13 protein-coding genes and 1 tRNA gene are annotated in these 18,030 nt (G+C 38.7%); 10 read left to right on the top strand and 4 right to left on the bottom strand.

The window, feature by feature from the left end:
* Positions 1–10: 10 nt before the first annotated feature.
* From AC5WOF_RS19035 to AC5WOF_RS19060, 6 genes are all read left to right on the top strand, one after another.
* Positions 11–86: transfer RNA gene (locus AC5WOF_RS19035), tRNA-Ala, on the top strand.
* A gap of 392 nt (positions 87–478) precedes the next feature.
* Positions 479–1,963 carry an NAD(P)/FAD-dependent oxidoreductase gene (locus AC5WOF_RS19040; RefSeq protein ID WP_496051524.1) on the top strand — a complete coding sequence of 495 codons (1,485 nt, stop codon included), beginning with the start codon at positions 479–481 and terminating at the stop codon, positions 1,961–1,963.
* Between the two features lie 29 nt (positions 1,964–1,992).
* Positions 1,993–2,598 (top strand): TetR/AcrR family transcriptional regulator, encoded by a 606-nt coding sequence (locus tag AC5WOF_RS19045; RefSeq protein WP_496051525.1) that lies wholly within the window; start codon positions 1,993–1,995, stop codon positions 2,596–2,598.
* A gap of 185 nt (positions 2,599–2,783) precedes the next feature.
* Positions 2,784–5,297: a GH39 family glycosyl hydrolase gene (locus tag AC5WOF_RS19050; protein WP_496051526.1), complete on the top strand. Its 2,514-nt coding sequence runs from the start codon at positions 2,784–2,786 to the stop codon at positions 5,295–5,297.
* Between the two features lie 175 nt (positions 5,298–5,472).
* Positions 5,473–6,726 (top strand): MFS transporter, encoded by a 1,254-nt coding sequence (locus AC5WOF_RS19055; RefSeq protein ID WP_496051527.1) that lies wholly within the window; start codon positions 5,473–5,475, stop codon positions 6,724–6,726.
* A gap of 20 nt (positions 6,727–6,746) precedes the next feature.
* Complete coding sequence (locus AC5WOF_RS19060; RefSeq protein WP_496051528.1) at positions 6,747–8,999, top strand: glycoside hydrolase family 3 protein; 2,253 nt, start codon at positions 6,747–6,749, stop codon at positions 8,997–8,999.
* Positions 9,000–9,218: 219 nt separating this feature from the next.
* Here AC5WOF_RS19060 and AC5WOF_RS19065 read toward each other — a convergent pair whose 3' ends face one another.
* Both AC5WOF_RS19065 and AC5WOF_RS19070 read right to left on the bottom strand, forming a co-directional pair.
* Positions 9,219–9,815 carry a TetR/AcrR family transcriptional regulator gene (locus tag AC5WOF_RS19065; protein ID WP_496051529.1) on the bottom strand — a complete coding sequence of 199 codons (597 nt, stop codon included), beginning with the start codon at positions 9,813–9,815 and terminating at the stop codon, positions 9,219–9,221.
* Positions 9,816–9,886: 71 nt separating this feature from the next.
* Entirely contained in the window at positions 9,887–10,921 is a 1,035-nt protein-coding gene (locus AC5WOF_RS19070) for an NAD-dependent epimerase/dehydratase family protein (protein WP_496051530.1), read from the bottom strand.
* A 276-nt stretch (positions 10,922–11,197) separates the two neighbouring features.
* On the opposite strand from AC5WOF_RS19070, the gene AC5WOF_RS19075 reads away from it, so the two are divergent.
* Entirely contained in the window at positions 11,198–11,731 is a 534-nt protein-coding gene (locus tag AC5WOF_RS19075) for a hypothetical protein (protein WP_496051531.1), read from the top strand.
* Positions 11,732–11,775: 44 nt separating this feature from the next.
* Here the strand turns inward: AC5WOF_RS19075 and AC5WOF_RS19080 are convergent, their stop codons facing one another.
* Positions 11,776–12,171 (bottom strand): RidA family protein, encoded by a 396-nt coding sequence (locus AC5WOF_RS19080; protein ID WP_496051532.1) that lies wholly within the window; start codon positions 12,169–12,171, stop codon positions 11,776–11,778.
* Positions 12,172–12,191: 20 nt separating this feature from the next.
* Positions 12,192–13,139, bottom strand: a complete 948-nt coding sequence (locus tag AC5WOF_RS19085) for a phosphotransferase enzyme family protein (RefSeq protein WP_496051533.1) — start codon at positions 13,137–13,139, stop codon at positions 12,192–12,194.
* Positions 13,140–13,338: 199 nt separating this feature from the next.
* On the opposite strand from AC5WOF_RS19085, the gene guaA reads away from it, so the two are divergent.
* The 3 genes from guaA to AC5WOF_RS19100 all read left to right on the top strand — a co-directional run bounded on the left by guaA (position 13,339) and on the right by AC5WOF_RS19100 (position 17,807).
* Positions 13,339–14,877 carry a glutamine-hydrolyzing GMP synthase gene (gene guaA / locus AC5WOF_RS19090; protein ID WP_496051534.1) on the top strand — a complete coding sequence of 513 codons (1,539 nt, stop codon included), beginning with the start codon at positions 13,339–13,341 and terminating at the stop codon, positions 14,875–14,877.
* A gap of 38 nt (positions 14,878–14,915) precedes the next feature.
* Positions 14,916–16,247 (top strand): NCS2 family permease, encoded by a 1,332-nt coding sequence (locus AC5WOF_RS19095; protein ID WP_496051535.1) that lies wholly within the window; start codon positions 14,916–14,918, stop codon positions 16,245–16,247.
* A gap of 468 nt (positions 16,248–16,715) precedes the next feature.
* On the top strand, positions 16,716–17,807 hold the full coding sequence (locus AC5WOF_RS19100) for a hypothetical protein (RefSeq protein ID WP_496051536.1): 1,092 nt from the start codon (positions 16,716–16,718) through the stop codon (positions 17,805–17,807).
* Positions 17,808–18,030: the final 223 nt, after the last annotated feature.

Below are 18,030 nucleotides of genomic sequence, written 5' to 3' on the forward strand. Positions count from 1 at the left end.
CAGTTTATATGGGGCTATAGCTCAGCTGGGAGAGCGCCTGCCTTGCAAGCAGGAGGTCAGCGGTTCGATCCCGCTTAGCTCCACCACACCAACCTTTCTATTCGAACAGAGTAGGAGGTTTTTTTGTGTTTGATAGACAGTTTGTAGGGAGAAGCTGTCAAGATCATTTCATTTTATTGAAAATGAAAAGTGTCTTGACAAAGAATGTTGATGAAAGTACTATAAGTTTATATTGATTGAGCAACTCACTCAATTTTAGATGTATATCTCTGAAGGCTCATACCTCATTATATTGATGAGGGAGCCATAAGATAGGCAAGAATGATATAGGCAAGAATGATATAGTGTTATTTGCCTCTGAAGAGGACAGTAGATTGTAATTAAGGTGAATACAGAGGATGATTTGTTAGTAAGTTGATATATTTTTTTGTTATGTTATTGAGTGAGTAACTCACTTTTAAATGTGGAGGATATAAAAATGATAACTACGACGAATACAACATTTACGAAAGAAAAAACTCAACGAGCAATTATAATTGGAGGCAGCATGGGTGGATTGTTAACAGCTAAAGTACTGTCTGAATATTTTTCGGAGATATTGATTGTTGAAAAGGATGAATTACCTCAGAAGCCTGTCGATCGAGCAGGAACACCGCAAGGATTTCATCCCCATCGATTTACACCACGCTTGAAGGTGATATTGAATCATTTATTTCCTGGATATAACGATGTCTTATTGGAGAATGGGGCTTCTTTATCATTTAATAAATATATTTATCAAGTAAATCACTATGGGAAGATAGTAGTTGGGCCTAGCCAAGAAAAAGAGGTTACTTGCAGTCGTGCGTTACTGGAGTGGACGATTCGAGAATATGTAAAGAAGATACCAAATGTTCGTTTTTTAGAGAAACATGATGTTCTAGGTTTACATGCTACTTCTGATGCTTCTACGATAACAGGTGTTTATTTGCGAGATCGAACTTCTAAGCAAGAAAAGACACTTTCAGCGGATATGATATTTGACATTAGTGGACGACGCTCCAAATTGAGATTATGGCTACAACAGCTTGGCTATGAAGTACCTGAAGCTGATCTCTTAAAGGTTTCCCTTTCCTACAGTACTCGACGTTTTCATATCCCTACTGAACTAGCAGAGAAATGGGATGTCATTCGGATTGCCGGACATCCTTCAACGGAAACATTTACTGGTGTTTTCTCTACCATTGAAAATGATGTTGCCGAAGTTTTGCTTTATGGTCTGGGAGGAAAGCATCCTACCATAAAACAAGATGAATATTTTGAAGCGACTGCTAAGCTTTCTGATCCATTGATTGCAGAGATAATGAAACAACTGGAACCAATCACTGCACCTCGTGGTTTCCAAGTACCAGAATTAATTCGCCAACGATTTGATAAAATGAAAAAATGGCCAGCAGGGCTATTGGTTTTAGGGGATGCACTTTGCCATGTCGACCCTATCTTTGGTCAAGGCATTACCATGGCTGCGATTGAAGTGGAAATGTTAGAGAAATGTATTCAGGAACAACAAAATGATCCTCGTTCTAACTTTGAACAGCATGTACTATCTCGGATTCAAGATGCTATTGAGCCAGGTTGGTGGTTAAATTGTGCGGCTGATTTATCATGGCCAGGGGTTGAGTATGTGGGTGAGTCCTTAAAAGGAATTGAATTTGCCAGCAAATACTTAAAGTTATATTTGAAACATGCAACCGTTAAAAAAAATCTTCAACTATATGGCATGTACTGGGCAGTGAACACACTGCTATTTTCGCCACGAGTATTGTTTAATGCGGAAATGATGGGAACTGTGATGTCTGATGCTTCGAATGAAGATAGACAATGGTATAATGAAGTGACACAAGGAACAGGTCAACTCACCAATGATCAAATCGACCGATTAATTCCGTCATTCTCTGGAGCTAACTTTGTAAATTTTTCTTGAGTTCCAGTCCTTTTGGAGGAGAAGGTAGGATGTCACCATTAAATACAGAACAATTAAAACAAATTCGTGATAAACGTAAAGAACAAATTATGAATGCAGCATTGAAAGTGTTTGCAAGACGAGGGTTTATTGGAGCGAAAACGAGTATGATTGCTAAAGAAGCAGGATTGAGTGAAGGATTATTATATAAATATTTTAAATCCAAGGATGAGATTTTCATTTCACTTGTGCAAATAGCAGTAGATGAATCAATGATTGTATTTAAAAATGTTCAGCTCGGATCACCTTTGGAACAATTAAGAGAATTAACTACACATATACTTGATAAAGAAAATCAAGATGGATTTTTGTTAATTCATCAAGCTCGTATTGGAGATGGTATTCCTGACCAAGCAAAACAGTTGATGAAACAACATTCTAATAAAAAATACACAGAACAATTGGTTCCTTTGTTTGAAAAAGGCCAGGAAATAGGTGAGTTCACAGATGGTGATACGAGTGAATTAGCTTCAAATTATCTAAAAGTGTTATCAGGATTGATGACATTAAAATTGAGTGAAGATGACGGATTATTGCCAGATGTGAATTGGTTATTGAGGTTAGTAATAAATCCTTTGGTTTTTTCTCCAGAATAGAAATAAAATAGATCGGTAGAATAGAAGCTGTCTCTTTTTTAAGAGCAGCTTTTTTGGTGATACTGGCTTCCATCATTATATGGATAACGTGGATTTCCCTTAAGTCTAGTGAAGAAAGATGTTTCATGATGGATATACATTTCTTTGGATACTCTATATACGAAGCAATACTTGGAGGGATCACGATGACTAATTCTATCTATGAAAGGGTGGAGACAGAAGATAATCTTCCGTTTTCGGTATCTTTGCATCATGTAAATTATGTTCCAAATCATTGGCACTATAGCATAGAAATCATTTTTGTTCTCAAAGGAAAACTACAAGTAATCGTAGATCAGAGACAATTTACGCTTGTGGCAGGAGATGTTTTGCTAATCAATCAATCTCATGTTCATGAAGTGATTGGAATCGAGAAGAATATTATTGTGACTTACCTTATACCTGTAGCCTATTTGAAAGAGTACATTACAGGAGTGGAGAAACTTCATTTTGGTTGTTATTCGCAAACAGTCGGCCGGGACAAGAAACCGTCTTTTGATACGATGAGACAATGGTTAGCGGAGATTGTTCAACTCAGACAGAAAAAGCGAACTGGCTATGAACTTGAGATGCAAGCAAGGATGTTACAAGTCTTTGCTATGTTAATGAAACAATTTCAAGAGCCGTTTTCGGGTAAAATGGTGAACCATAAGTTAATGGATCGAATGCTGCGAATCGTGACTTATATCGATCAACATTATCAAGAATCCATTACATTGCATGATATTGCCCAAAAAGAATATTTGTCTATTCCTTATCTTTCTAAGTTTTTTCGCGAAAATGTAGGACAAAATTTTCAGTCTTATCTTACGAGTATTCGGTTAAAGCATGCAGTGGAGGATATGTTGGTACATCCAGATAAATCAATCGCGGACCTCGCAATCATTCATGGTTTTCCAAATACCAAATCTTTTTATACCGCTTTTAAGAAACGATATCATACGACTCCATCTGATTACCGAAACCAGAACCGGCCAGTTGTTTCTCAGAAAGAAACCAAAAAGGAACTAGCTAATTATTTAATGTTCAATCAAGAAAGTGCTTTAGGTATTATCAATAAATATTTGCCGTTGCATCCTCCAGTTTCAAATCCCTTGTCATATGAGATAGAGAATGCATCCTATCGAATAAAAATGCCGGATAAACCAACAAAGATCAAACATACGTGGAAAAACCTCATCACGATTGGAAAGGCAAAAGAAGGATTACATAGAGATGTTCAACAGCAACTCACATATTTACAAAAAGTATGTAAGTTTCACTATTTACGATTCCATGGGATATTTGATGATGACATGATGATATATCAAGAAGATGATAGAGGGAATGCCATTTATCAGTTCCGATATGTGGATCAATTATTTGATTTCCTATTATCGATCGGCATAAAGCCTTTTGTAGAATTGGGCTTCATGCCCTCTGCAATGGCAAAAGACAGAGGAAAGTCGATTTTTTATAAGCCAAGTTATACAAGCCCCCCATATGCAGAAAATCGATGGATTGAATTAATTGATCGTTTTTTACGTCATTGTGTCAATCGTTATGGATTACATGAGGTACAGACTTGGAAATTTGAGTTCTGGAACGAGCCAGAAATATACGAATTTTGGTCAGGAAGTAAAGCGGAATATCTTAGTTTGTATCAAAAAACGTATGAAAAAATCAAATCGATATCCCCGCTTTTTCAAGTAGGTGCTCCTGGTCGCATTATTACTGTTGATTCAACCAAATGGATCGATGAATTTTTTCAGTATGCCAAAAAGCATCATTGCATACCTGATTTTATTCCGATTCATTTTTATCCACATGGCCTAACGTCTTTGCAGCACGATGATAACGGTGAATACCTTTCTTTTGATCTCGAAGATCCAAGTTTCATGCAAATATCTTTAAATCCAGATTATTTACGGGATTGTTTGATTCGAGAAAAAAGCTTATTAGCTAAACAGGCTTTAAAGGATAAAGAGCTGTATTTAACAGAGTGGAATGCGACTGCCTATCACCGGGATTTAATCAACGACACTCTTTATAAAGCGGCCTATATCGTGAAAAATATAGTCGAAAATCTCGATCGGATAGCAGGTTTTGGCTATTGGGTGCTCAGTGATAACATCGAAGAGCAGGCTGCTGACCCAGCTGTCTTTCATGGCGGATTAGGACTGGTCACACAGCGTGGCATTCCGAAAGCAGGAATGATGGCCTATTGGTTGTTGGCTAAACTAGGAGACCAGCTGATTCAACAAGAATCCAGTTATTTTGTTGCAAAGAGTAATAGATCGATACAAATTTTAGCCTATCATTATTGTCATATCGATGAGCAGTATGCGAAAGGAGATACATCTTTTGTCAGTATGACAAACCGTTATCAGTGCTTTACAGGGGAGAAAACAAAGAAATTTCACTTTCATCTCGAAAATGTGCCGGCAGGTAAGTATAAAAAAGTGACCTATTTGGTGAATAGAAGCCATGGGAGCAGCTATGATGAATGGGTGGCAATGGGAGCGCCACAGGAATTATCCGAAGAAGAAATTGATTACCTTCGATCTTCTGCTAGACCAAAGATCGAAGTGGAACCGATAGAAGTAGCGGATAGTCTTCACTTAACGATAACACTTGAACCACATGCAATCGGTTTGATTGAATTAATTCGTCTCTATTAAACTTGAGTCAATTTTTTATCTGTGATAGATCATCATCTCTTGTTTTCCAACTGCAAAAGCATAAAAAAGGCTATAAAGATGGATCATCTAAGCCCTGTCGAAAATGTAAACGCTTCCTTTACAATTGATATTGTAATCGCTTTCATCTATCGACAGTCATAAGGAGGTTCATCTCATGGTTCCAAATACCGTGCAAGGGCAAGTGAAAACACCTTTTGGACGTTTAACTTTTGGTATTTTGTTTGGATATGCTTGTATGATGCTGGCACTGATGACTCCAGCTACCATCCTGCTCACGTTTAAAATGATTCAAGTTGATCCAAGTGGATATACCTCTTCCTATGGGTGGGTAGCAGGTATTGGTGCTTTTTTTGCCTTGATTGGTAATCCGATTGGAGGGGCAATCAGTGACCGGACAAATATTGCTTTTGGACGTCGTCGTACGTGGATATTGATCGGTCCGCTGATCGGTTGTCTCAGTCTGCTCTGGATTGGGATAGCAACAGAAATATGGCAGATTACAGTAGCTTGGTGTATCGCGCAATTTTTCTTTAATTTTGGTATGGCAGCATATACTGCTCTTGTTCCAGATCAAGTTTCGGTGGAAAAACAAGGAACAATTTCTGGGCTGATGGGTTTGGCTGTACCAATTGGTATGGCAGTAGGAATGGTGCTGATGATGCTACTGCCTAATATATCGATGTTTAGCAAATGGCTGCTTGTCTCGATTATTGGAATTGTTGGTCCTGTCATCAGTTTGTTTGTGATTCGTGACGGAAAAGTCAAAATAATGAAAGTGGAAAAGAATCAAGTTTCCTTGGCTGAGAAGATGAGTACGATTTATCCAAGTCCGAAAAAATTCCCATCGTTTTCATGGGCTATTTTAGGAAAGTTTGCGCTGATGATGGGATACTCCAGTACGTTATATCTGACGGTGATGTTTGTCAATCGGATGGGATTTACCGAGACCCAAGCTACCAGCAGTGTCGGAACCATTCAAATCATCATTCTCATCGCAATGTCTTTGACTAGTTTTCTTGGAGGCGTTTTATCGGACAAGTTCCAAAAACAAAAACCATTCTTATATATTTCGGCTCTAATTATGTTGATCGGCTTGCTCTTGTTTGCTTTTATTCCTAACATGACAGTTTATATGGTTGCTGCAACTGTAATTGGTCTTGGATTTGGGTGTTTCTCCGCAGTGGATACAGCTTTGGTTTCACGGATTTTGCCCAATAAAGAAGATGCAGCCAAAGATTTTGGCTTGATGAATGTAGCCAATGCACTTCCTCAATCGATTGTACCAGCGATTGCACCACTTCTTTTATCGATCGGTGGATGGACATTTTTCTTTCTGTTCTTAGGGTTATTTGTTCTGATTGGTATGTTCTCGGTAAAACCAATTCCTGAAGTTGGCAAAAATCTATAAAAATATGGGGGAAATACAACATGAATACAGGGGAGAACATTCAATTTGTAAAAAACAAAAAAGGGCCAGCTCTTGGTGTTTCTGCAAAATCTAATGTTACTATTTTAGAGCAAGACGGTCATTTCTTTAAAGATTTAAATAAAGATGGGAAATTGGATAAATACGAAGATTGGCGGCTGTCTGTGGAAGAGAGAGCCCTCGATCTAGCTTCTAAAATGACAATCGAACAAATAGCTGGCTTGATGTTGTACAGCAGCCATCAAGCTGTTCCAGCAACGAGTGATAGTTGGTTTACGGCAAAATATAAAGGAAAAGCCTATGAAGAAAGCGATGCAAATCCGTGGGATCTTACGGATGAACAGCTTCATTTTTTAACAGAAGATCGTGTACGACATATTTTAGTGACCATGCTGGAAGATTCAGAAGTAGCAGCCCGTTGGAATAATAAGGTGCAAGAATTGGTTGAATCGCTGAATTTAGGAATTCCTGTGAACACAAGCTCTGATCCTCGTCATGGTTCTGATGCTAGTTCAGAGTTCAATATTGGATCACTGGGCAGCTTAGTTTCCTTGTGGCCGGAAATGTTAGGACTAGCGGCAACTTTTGATCCGAAAATCGTAGAAAAGTTTGGGGAAATAGCATCAAAAGAATATCGAGCTTTGGGAATTACGACTGCGCTTTCTCCACAAATTGATATTGCGACAGATCCTCGTTGGTTTCGATTTAATGGGACATTTGGTGAAAACGTCAAGCTATCCACCGATATGGCTCAGGCTTACATCGACGGATTTCAAACTTCAGTTGGCGAAGAAGAAATAGAAAATGGTTGGGGCTATGCCAGCGTAAACGCCATGGTAAAGCATTGGCCGGGTGGCGGATCAGGGGAAGGTGGTCGTGATGCTCACTATGGAGTTGGAAAGTTTGCAGTTTACCCGGGAAATAATTTTGCAGAACATCTACTGCCATTCACCAAAGGAGCGTTTCAATTAAAAGGAAAAACGAAAACGGCATCAGCGGTAATGCCTTATTACACGATTTCATTTAATCAAGATCAAGTAAATGGGGAGAACTTAGGAAACTCCTACAATCAATATTTGATTCAAAATCTCCTCCGGGAAAAATACGGCTATGATGGCGTCGTTTGTACGGATTGGATGATTACAGCAGATAGTTTGGAACCAACTATGATAGCTAGCGGCAAATCATGGGGTGTGGAACATTTATCTGTCGCAGAACGCCATTACAAGCTGCTGATGGCAGGTGTCGATCAGTTTGGCGGGAATAATGAGATGGGTCCTATTTTGGAAGCATATCAGATGGGAGTAGAGGAACATGGCGAAGCCTACATGCGCCATCGCATGGAACAATCTGCTGTTCGTCTGTTAAAAAATATTTTTCGCTTGGGATTATTTGAAAATCCTTACCTCGACGTGCAAGAGAGTGTGAATATAGTTGGTAATGCTCAGTTTAAGGAGGAAGGATACCAAGCACAGCTTCGCTCCGTTGTGATGTTAAAAAACAAAGAGCAAGTTTTACCATTGAGCAAAGCTTGCACCATATATATTCCTAAAAGATATACTCCTGCTGGGCAAGACTGGTTTGGTAATCCTACACCTGAAAAAGAGGAATATCCGATCGACATAAAAACAGCAAAAAAATATTTCTCCATAACCGATGATCCAGAGAAAGCAGATGCAGCTTTAGTCTTTATGCGTACGCCAAAATCAGGCATTGGATATAACAAAGAGGATGCTGAACAAGGTGGAAATGGATATGTTCCGATCAGCCTTCAATATAGACCATACACCGCAGTAAAAGCGAGAGAAGTCAGCATTGCTGGTGATGCTCGTCCAGAAGATGTGCTCAATCGATCTTATAGTGGGAAAACGATAACGACGCAAAATGAATGTGACTTGGATATTCTCCTCGACACGAAAGAAAAGATGAAAGGCAAGCCAGTTATTGTCTCCCTGCTTTTGTCCAATCCAATGGTAGTAAATGAATTTGAACAGGAAGTTGATGGTATGCTCGCTAATTTTGGAGTTCAAGATCACGTGATCTTGGAATTTTTAGTAGGAAACGAAGAGCCTTCTGGCTTACTTCCCATGCAAATGCCTGCAAATATGGAGACCGTAGAAGAGCAGTTAGAAGACGTTGCTCATGATATGAAATGCCATGTGGATACAGAGCAGCACGTTTACGATTTTGCTTATGGTCTGAATTGGAATGGTGTGATAGAGGATGAACGGACGAAGAAGTATAAAAGAGTGTGAGCCTTTTCGTGATACCTTTTTGGTAACTTAGTCTGCTAGAGACACTGAACAGATTTCTACTTTCCAATGGGAAGAGGGACTAGCAACCTATAGACAAATAATAAATTCTAACCTCTTTCTCTTCTAGGAAAGAGGTTAGAATTTATTTCATACCCTCAGTACACGGCTGGGTGAGACGACAAAAGATACGGGATGTATGAAGTCCCTTTCGATTTCGTATTAGGGGCGGCCAGTCAATATTCGGATCAGTATATCTGGGTCTGGTTTGATAAATTCTTCATCATTATTTAAATTTAAGGCCATCAACCCTGATTGTACGGTAAGAAAAGAAGTCACGATTTTGTTAGGGTCACCAGGTGCGAACTCACCAAGTTCTTGTCCTTCTTTAAATAAGGGTACTAATTTATCAAAAAGTTCAGTGCCAAGGAAGTGTTCTTTGGCAATTTTCTTTAGTTTATCAGGTACTTCTTCCGATAAAAGAACTTGGTGGATCAGCAGAAAATAGTACTGCTCTTCTTCTTTAACATTCAGCATATTTTTAAATTTTTCCAGTGGAGTTGCCGGAGTTTGATACATTGCCTGTATGCCGTTTTCTAATTCTTGTATTGCTTTATGAATGAGAGTTTCTAGAAATTCATCTTTTGATTTGTAGTAATGGTAAAGAAGACCTTTGCTGATACCTGCTTCTGAAGCAATCGTGGACAATTTCGTTCCGATGTATCCTTTACGGGCAAAGATTTTCAGTCCGACACCCAATATCTGCTCTATGCGATTGTCACGGATTTGTTTAAATTGTTCTTCACTCAGTGGGGACATAATATGCATTCCTTTTATTTAGATTTATCCATTTCATTATAGAGAAAGAAACGAATCAAGACAAAAATGGGTTATATCTTACTCTTTAAGGCATTCTTTGCAAGCAAATCTTCTATTGTTTCCTTAATGATTTGATCAAACTTCGTATATTGATAATCGTATACATCAGGATAGATGGATTCTCTTCTAATCGTTTTTCCTGCCAACGGATAAGCAGAAGCTGCATTTTTATTGAAAAATTTTCCCATCCACATCATATATTTTGGCATTATTTTCGTTGGTGGAGTAAATCCGAGATGGGAAAAGTGACGGTGAATTGCTTTGGGTAAATCTACAAACTTTCCTCTAGCTGCTATACTGATATGTCGATTTCCATTCGTTTCTTCTTTGTCCATAATTGCAATATGCATACGAGCGCAGTCTCGAACATCTACTACATCTGCTGACATATCTGGCTGCATGGGCTGTTTTCCTTCGGCAATTTCTTTTATCATTTCTTGGGTGAAAGATACAGTTGGCAGACAAGACGGCCCAAAGATAAACACTGGATTGATCGTTGATAGTTTCACATTGTTAGGGTTCTGTTGTTTGTCTTGAGCCGTATCCCAAGCAAGTTTCTCTGCAAGAGTCTTACTGCGAAAGTATTCACTGATATTTTTTGGATTTGTCCAATCTTTTTCGGTAAAAAGAGTTTTGGTTGCAGGATGTCCAAAAATAATTGCTGATTCAGAACTAGTGACGACTACCTTTTTCACAGTGTTGGATTGAAAGGAAGCCTGTAAGGCATGCTTTGTTCCTTGAGTAGCACTTGCGATCAAATTTTTCTCCGTTTTTTTGGCTTGTGGACTCGCGACATGAAAAATCCATTTGCATCCTGTGACAGCCTCTTTCCAGCCTTCTTCTTTTTGTAAATCTGCTTCTACTAGTTCAATTCCAGGTAAGTTTTCTTTGATCATTTTTACTTTTTTTGCATCATTTATGTTTCGGATAGTACCTCTCACCCGAAATCCATCTTGCAATAAATATTTCCCGATCCAAGACGCTACATATCCAGTTATTCCAGTAACTAAGCACAAATCATTTTTTTTCATGTTTTTGTATTCCATTGTTGTTCACCCTTTGTATTTTTTTGACCGGTCAGACCGTTCAATAATAGAATAGGTGATGAGTAAAATTTAGTCAAGCATTCATTTATATTTTTTGAAAATTAATTCAGAATGAGTAATAAACTTATCTGAATTAAGGGTCTTCAAGGTAGAAAAGGTTATAAATAGTGTTTTGACATAATAGACAAACGTAAGCATCAAACAGATGAAATACTTTGATACATGTACTAAAATAAAAGAATAAGTGTCTACCGATCAGAACATCAAGGAGTTGGGATGACTTCGCAGGAACTGACAAACAAGATCATGAAGAAAAACCACGGCAAAATCCGCGATGACCTCCAGAAACAATTGAAAACGATTCGAGAGGCTTACGAGCAGAGGAATCGCCAAGAGTTGGAGAAAAAGGCTAGTGACGAGGGGAAAACACTGGCTGAGAATCTGCTCAGTGTGTACAACGATTTCCTCCAAAATCATGGACAGTCTTCCATTGACTTTGAAGAGGGAGGTCTGGAAATGCTCGCATTGGCGGCAATCTGTACGTGTTTTCTCGGAGCGGTTTCCAAGCTTCTCAAACTAAAAACGGGGAGTAGGATAGAACGGGGCTGGGTCCGGAGTGAAGTGCACAGTTGTGCAGCAAATACTTCGCAGGCGATTCATTTTGCCTTCGGTGAAATGGTAGCCCCGCGTTACATCGGTAATGGCGTATCGAGGGACGCTGTGATTAAAGTCGCGAAGGAGTTCTTCGGGGTAAACTCCAATGCTGTGAAGTTCGTTGGGGTTGGCTCGGATTCTTTGGTCAAGTTCTGATCGGGGCCGTTCGTTTCTCATCCGAGAACGAACGGCCCAAACTTTTATAAAGGGGTGTCTTCTACTATAGCCTCTGCTTCTATCTCTACTAATAAGTCTGGATCGATCAGCCCTTTCACTTCTATCATACTTGCCACAGGTTGAATTTCTCTAAAAAACTCCCCATGTGCCCTGCCGATCTCTTCCCATTTGGAAATATTTGTGACAAACATTCTCGTTCTGACGACATCTGACAGACTAGCACCTAATTCTTCTAATGCCCCTTCAATGGTTTGCAGAATAAATTTCGTTTGCTCATATGCATTTTCGACTCCCACTACTTTTCCGTCTTTCACAGCAGTAGTACCTGCTACCTCGATTCGATCACCTACGCGAACTGCTCGGCAATATCCAACAACGGATTCCCATGGAGCACCTGTCAACACTCTTTGTCTTTTCATCACTTTTTCTCCCCTCGTATTTATCTGCGTAAAAGTTTATTCGCAGGATTTACAATGCTTTCTAACCTTTTGTATTCTTCCAGTTTTGCCTTACTAGCACTTTCTTTGTGCAAATAAATATGTAAGTAGAGATAACGGAAATTGGTGTAATACTTCAAAAAGAAATTGATTTGCTCTTCCCAATCATCTTCTAATTCATTTTCGCAGAGATAACCAAACATAAATTTATGTAAAAACTCTTGCTTAAAAGAGCTTTGATCGTATTCAGATACATAATCTAGGGCATGATAAAGGGAAATGGCAATATCGTATGTATACCAGTGGTATTTGACATGATTCATATCAAAAATGATCAGTTCTCTACTTTTATTCAGTAGAATATTTCGATTGCTAAGTTCATTATGAATGAGACCATATGTCTTTTTATTTCGCACAAAACTACTTGCTTTTTCGCGCAATTCAATCCAGCGGTCTTGTACCAGTTTTGGGGCAGTGGATAAGTCACGGTGATAAATCTCGCCTTGATCCCAGTCATCAAAGGGCGTATCTACTTCTTCTAAGTGGAATTTTTTTGAGATCGCATGCATTTTACCCATCTCTTGACCCCATCTGGTAAACAAGTAATCGTTCCAGTGGCTATCAGCTATCTTTTCTCCTTCTGCTTTTTCATATGAAATAGCACAGCAAGGAATAGGGAGGGTGTGGATGACTTCGATGGTGTTTCCTCTCTTGGACAATACATTTTTCGGAATTTGAATGCCATTTTTTCGCAAGTACTGAATCCATTTCATCTCTGATAACAGCATGTTCCGATCTTTGTTGGCAGAAGGAATTAATTTAAGAATGAATTCCTCTCCATCGCGTTCATATTGAAATACATTTTGGTAGAAGCCACCGACCGAAGTGATAGAAGCTACTGTCCCACGGAATCGCTTGACAGCTTCTTCTACAATATCTTTTTTCCACATTTTTCATTCATCACCATACTTTCTGAAAGGCATATTTGTCTTTCCTATTATATCAAATACAAAATATTCTTTCGTGTCAGGAAAGAGTAGTCTATAAAAAACATTCAACCTATACCTTGACCTAAATGTTCGTATATGATTATATTTTTGTTAGAAATAATTCAATATATGTTCGTTTTTAATAGAATTGGAGGTCGTTATGAATCAACAAATGGAGCGCGTGGTAGTGTTGGATTTCGGAGGTCAATATAATCAACTCATCGCGAGAAGAATTCGCGATTTAGGCGTATTTAGTGAATTGCTTCCGCATACTACTACAGCGGAAGAGCTAAAACAACATAAACCAACAGGAATTATTTTTTCTGGCGGTCCCAATAGTGTCTATGAAGAAGGAGCACCAAAATGCGATCCTGCTATCTTTGACCTGCAAGTGCCTATTTTAGGTATTTGTTATGGCATGCAGATGATCGCTGCTCAGTACGGTGCAAAAGTAGACCGTGCGCATAAAAGAGAGTACGGTAAAGCAGAATTAGAGGTAGTTGGAAACAGCAAACTTTTTCAATCTTTTGGGACAAAAGAACAAGTATGGATGAGTCATAGTGACGTGCTTTTAGCTCCTCCAGCTGGTTTTGAAGTCATCGGAAGAACAGAATCTGCTCCGGTTGCTGCCATGATGGATGATGAAAAACAGCTGTATGCTGTGCAATTCCATCCAGAAGTGCAACATACCACTAATGGAAATGAAATGTTAAAGCAATTTTTATTTTCGATTTGTGGATGCAAAGGCGATTGGACAATGGAAACATTTATGGAAGATGCCGTTGCAGATATTCGAAACCGTGTTGGCGATAAACGTGTTCTCTGCGCTCTCAGTGGTGGGGTGGATTCTTCTGTTGTTGCGGTTTTGATCCATAAAGCGATCGGTGATCAACTTACCTGTATGTTTGTCGATCATGGTTTGCTCCGTAAAGGAGAAGCAGAGGGAGTAGTTGCGACCTTCCGTGATCATTTCCATATGAATTTTGTAAAAATCGATGCCAAAGATCGTTTCTTAGGAAAACTAGCTGGAATCTCCGATCCAGAGCAGAAACGAAAGATTATTGGAAATGAATTCATTTATGTATTTGAAGAGGAATCTGCCAAGTTAGGAAAACATGATTTCTTAGGACAAGGAACTCTGTACACCGATATTATCGAATCTGGTACAGCAACTGCCCATACCATCAAATCTCACCACAATGTAGGCGGGTTACCAGAGGAAATGAGTATGGAACTCATTGAACCGCTCAATACTTTATTTAAAGATGAAGTTCGTAAACTCGGTGAGGAGCTTGGCATTTCACGTGAAATTGTTTGGCGTCAACCTTTTCCTGGACCAGGTTTAGCCATTCGAGTAATCGGAGAAATAACCGAACAAAAACTACAAATCGTTCGTGATTCCGATGCAATTTTGCGTGAAGAAATTGCAAAAGCAGGATTGGATCGAGAGATTTGGCAGTATTTCACTGCACTTCCTGATTTCAAAAGTGTAGGTGTGATGGGGGATGTAAGAACCTATGCATACACGGTTGGAATTCGTGCTGTTACTTCCATCGATGGTATGACTGCGGATTGGGCGAGAATTCCTTATGACATTTTAGAAAAGATATCCACACGGATTGTAAACGAAGTCGATCATGTCAATCGAGTTGTGTATGATATCACCTCCAAGCCGCCTTCCACCATTGAATGGGAGTAAAATAAGTCATTAATATGGAAAAGTAGAGGGATTTCGGAATGACAGAAAAGAAGGCCTCAGGTATATCCAGCTTTTTTAAACTAGAAGAACATAAAACGAATATAAGAACCGAAATTTTGGCAGGCGTTACCACTTTTTTTGCAATGGCATATATCATTCTTGTAAACCCAAGTTTCCTGAGTAAAACAGGTATGGATTTTGGGGCAGTGTTTGTCGCTACCTGTTTGGCTTCGGCTCTTGGTTCTTTATTGATGGGAGTTATTGCAAATTATCCGATAGCACTTGCTCCTGGGATGGGGTTAAATGCTTATTTTACTTTTGTAGTTTGTCTTGGTATGGGAATACCCTGGCAGAAAGCATTAGGAGCTGTTTTTATTTCCGGCGTTATATTCTTACTGCTGACTGTAACAAAAGTACGAGAGATGATTATTAACTCTATCCCATCCTCTTTAAAATATGCAGTTTCTGCTGGTATCGGGATCTTCATTGCTTTTATTGGCATGAAAAATGCAGGTTTGATCATTGCGAATGAAGCAACATTTATCGCTTTGAATCCAAAACTTTCTTACGATCCAAATTTATTGCTGACGATTTTCGGACTTGTTCTTACGGTCATTTTAATGCTCCGTAAGGTGACAGGAGCCATCTTTATTGGTATGATTGTAACTGGAATTTTAGGAGTAATCACTGGTTTAATTGCTCCACCGGCCGGTATTTTTTCCATGCCCCCGAGCATAGCACCAACTTTCATGCAGATGGATATTATAGGAGCGCTTGATCTCGGACTATTTACGATCGTTTTCTCTTTCCTATTTGTCGATTTGTTTGATAACGCTGGTACATTAGTTGGAGTGGCTAATCAAGCTGGATTATTAAAAGACAACAAATTGCCAAAAGCAGGTAGAGCTCTTGTGACGGATTCTATTGCAACGATGGCTGGTGCCTCAATGGGAACAAGTACTGTCACTTCCTATATTGAATCTGCATCAGGAGTTGCTTCTGGTGGCCGCACTGGACTTACTGCTGTCGTGACGGCTATCTGCCTTGGTTTATCTGTCTTTTTCTTTCCGTTGGTGAAAGCTTTTGCGTCTGTAGCAGCAATCACTTCTCCAGCCTTGATTATTGTAGGAGTCTTAATGGCAGGTAGTTTGAAAAAGATTAGATGGGATGATTTTGTCGTAGCAGTACCAGCCTTCTTAACCATGATCATGATGCCTTTGACATATAGTATCGCTACAGGTATTGCAGTTGGATTTATACTTTATCCGATTTGCCAAATTGTCGTTGGAAATTGGAAAAAGGTTCATCCAATCATGTATATATTAGCTGTACTTTTTATCCTTCGCTTTATTTATCTTGGCGCAATATAAACAAAACTCCCTTGTTACTAAACAAGGGAGTTTTGTTGTATAAAACGAAGTTTTATCTAGTGGCAAATGTTCGATTTGTTCAAATTATTATAGAAAAAGCCTTGACCATATCTTAATAAACTATTAACATTAGCTTTACAAGTAGTTAAGCAACAATCTACTTGGTGAATACTTGACTCACTAGGAGGGTATCAGTATATGATCAAATCCATTGAAGTGAAGAAAGTAGATTCATTAGGGCCTTACCCATAGACATCGCATTAAAAAGTACTTAACTTGGAAATGGCAAAATGCTTCGTGACTTTCTGAGGGGGGATTCTATTGGAGTTCCAAAGCAGTAGTTATCGACAAGCGAAAGGTCCGTATCCTTAGTAATGGTAAGATATAAAAAAGCCACCGAATTCGGTGGCTTTTTCTTGTGCATAACGAAAAATGCAATGGAAAACCTACCAATAGGGAGGTTTTTTTATGCTTAGTATTCTGCTTGGTATTTGGATTAATCTTTTTCCTGCGAGTGATATAGACGAGATAAAAAATCTGTTTCGTGTACAGCAGCAAGCTGTAAATGCAAATAATTTGTCCAGCTATGTGTCTACTATATATGAAGACGAACATTACAGACAGGAACAAAAAAGATGGTTTAAAGACGCAGTTTTTTTCATTGATCCTAAGACATTTCAAATAAAAGTAAAAGATTATCATTTTATTTCTAAAAACCATTTTCATGTAGAGATCATTCAGTCATATCAAAAAAATCATAAGCTGTATTCGTTTATCCGTCCGGTTGAGATGAAAAAAACAAAGCAAGGCTGGAAAGATGCAGATTCACTTGCTTATGAGAGGAAAAAAAGTTCAATAACAGTAAAGTATAGTGATCGGAATTTACTCCCTGAGGCGCAAAATGCACTGATGATATTATCTCATGTATCTGAAAAAATGGCTCACAAATATTTGTGGCACCCATCCATATTAGAAGTAAAACTATATCATGATCCAGAAGTTTTTCGTCAATCCGTTAAGTTATCTTTACCTTCATGGGCTGGAGGTTGGAACGAAGCAAGGCAATCCATAAAGTTAGTGGTAGGAAAATCAGATGCAGCGTCTCTTACACATGGACTTGCTCATGAGTATACTCACCAACTGCTCAGTGATATGACCAATGATAATGCAGCGTATTGGCTGCAAGAAGGGGCAGCGATGTATTATGAAGCGTGGTTTTCCAAAGAACAACCAGAAATAGAAATAAACTTTCACCCTTTCACTATCAGCCAGTTAGAACAGATGAATTTGGAACAGCTGCCAGATGAAAAAGCATCTCGATACTATATCTCTTGTTATATGAGATTTAAAGAAATAGTTCAACAGCATGGGGAAAAGCAAATCGCAAAGGCATTTTGGGAAATGCGTAACTATCCTTATATCGATGAGGATAGTGTCATAAAGCAACAAGAAACGAATAAACGAACCTACCGTATTCTTCAAAAAAATAAGTTGTTACCTAGTAGAACAATTGAATTGGAAGATGCGTATTTCAATAGGAGTGATAAGAAAGTGCTGTAGAAAAGCAAATTAATTGCTATGATTGTTTGAGATACTCATTGAATAAAATTATCCTAAAAAAGTGTTGACTTATAGATATTGGCCATGTTATAGTATTTCTTGTCGCCGCGACAGAGCGGACAGACAACAAAAGAGAAGTTGTTCCTTGAAAACTGAAGAGTGAGATCACAAACCTGTTAATTTTTAGATTTACATTTATGAGCAAGTCAAGCTTTTCTAACAT

Source organism: Shimazuella sp. NTD250 (assembly GCF_059510375.1).

Bases quoted from the DNA above. Each gene is read 5' to 3' on its own strand.
- AC5WOF_RS19055 (WP_496051527.1), top strand. From the start codon at position 5,473: ATGGTTCCAAATACCGTGCAAGGGCAAGTGAAAACACCTTTTGGACGT.
- AC5WOF_RS19060 (WP_496051528.1), top strand. From the start codon at position 6,747: ATGAATACAGGGGAGAACATTCAATTTGTAAAAAACAAAAAAGGGCCA.
- AC5WOF_RS19050 (WP_496051526.1), top strand. From the start codon at position 2,784: ATGACTAATTCTATCTATGAAAGGGTGGAGACAGAAGATAATCTTCCG.
- AC5WOF_RS19040 (WP_496051524.1), top strand. From the start codon at position 479: ATGATAACTACGACGAATACAACATTTACGAAAGAAAAAACTCAACGA.
- AC5WOF_RS19085 (WP_496051533.1), bottom strand. From the start codon at position 13,139: ATGTGGAAAAAAGATATTGTAGAAGAAGCTGTCAAGCGATTCCGTGGG.
- AC5WOF_RS19095 (WP_496051535.1), top strand. From the start codon at position 14,916: ATGACAGAAAAGAAGGCCTCAGGTATATCCAGCTTTTTTAAACTAGAA.
- AC5WOF_RS19080 (WP_496051532.1), bottom strand. From the start codon at position 12,171: ATGAAAAGACAAAGAGTGTTGACAGGTGCTCCATGGGAATCCGTTGTT.
- AC5WOF_RS19045 (WP_496051525.1), top strand. From the start codon at position 1,993: ATGTCACCATTAAATACAGAACAATTAAAACAAATTCGTGATAAACGT.
- AC5WOF_RS19100 (WP_496051536.1), top strand. From the start codon at position 16,716: ATGCTTAGTATTCTGCTTGGTATTTGGATTAATCTTTTTCCTGCGAGT.
- AC5WOF_RS19070 (WP_496051530.1), bottom strand. From the start codon at position 10,921: ATGGAATACAAAAACATGAAAAAAAATGATTTGTGCTTAGTTACTGGA.
- guaA (WP_496051534.1), top strand. From the start codon at position 13,339: ATGAATCAACAAATGGAGCGCGTGGTAGTGTTGGATTTCGGAGGTCAA.
- AC5WOF_RS19065 (WP_496051529.1), bottom strand. From the start codon at position 9,815: ATGTCCCCACTGAGTGAAGAACAATTTAAACAAATCCGTGACAATCGC.
- AC5WOF_RS19075 (WP_496051531.1), top strand. From the start codon at position 11,198: ATGACTTCGCAGGAACTGACAAACAAGATCATGAAGAAAAACCACGGC.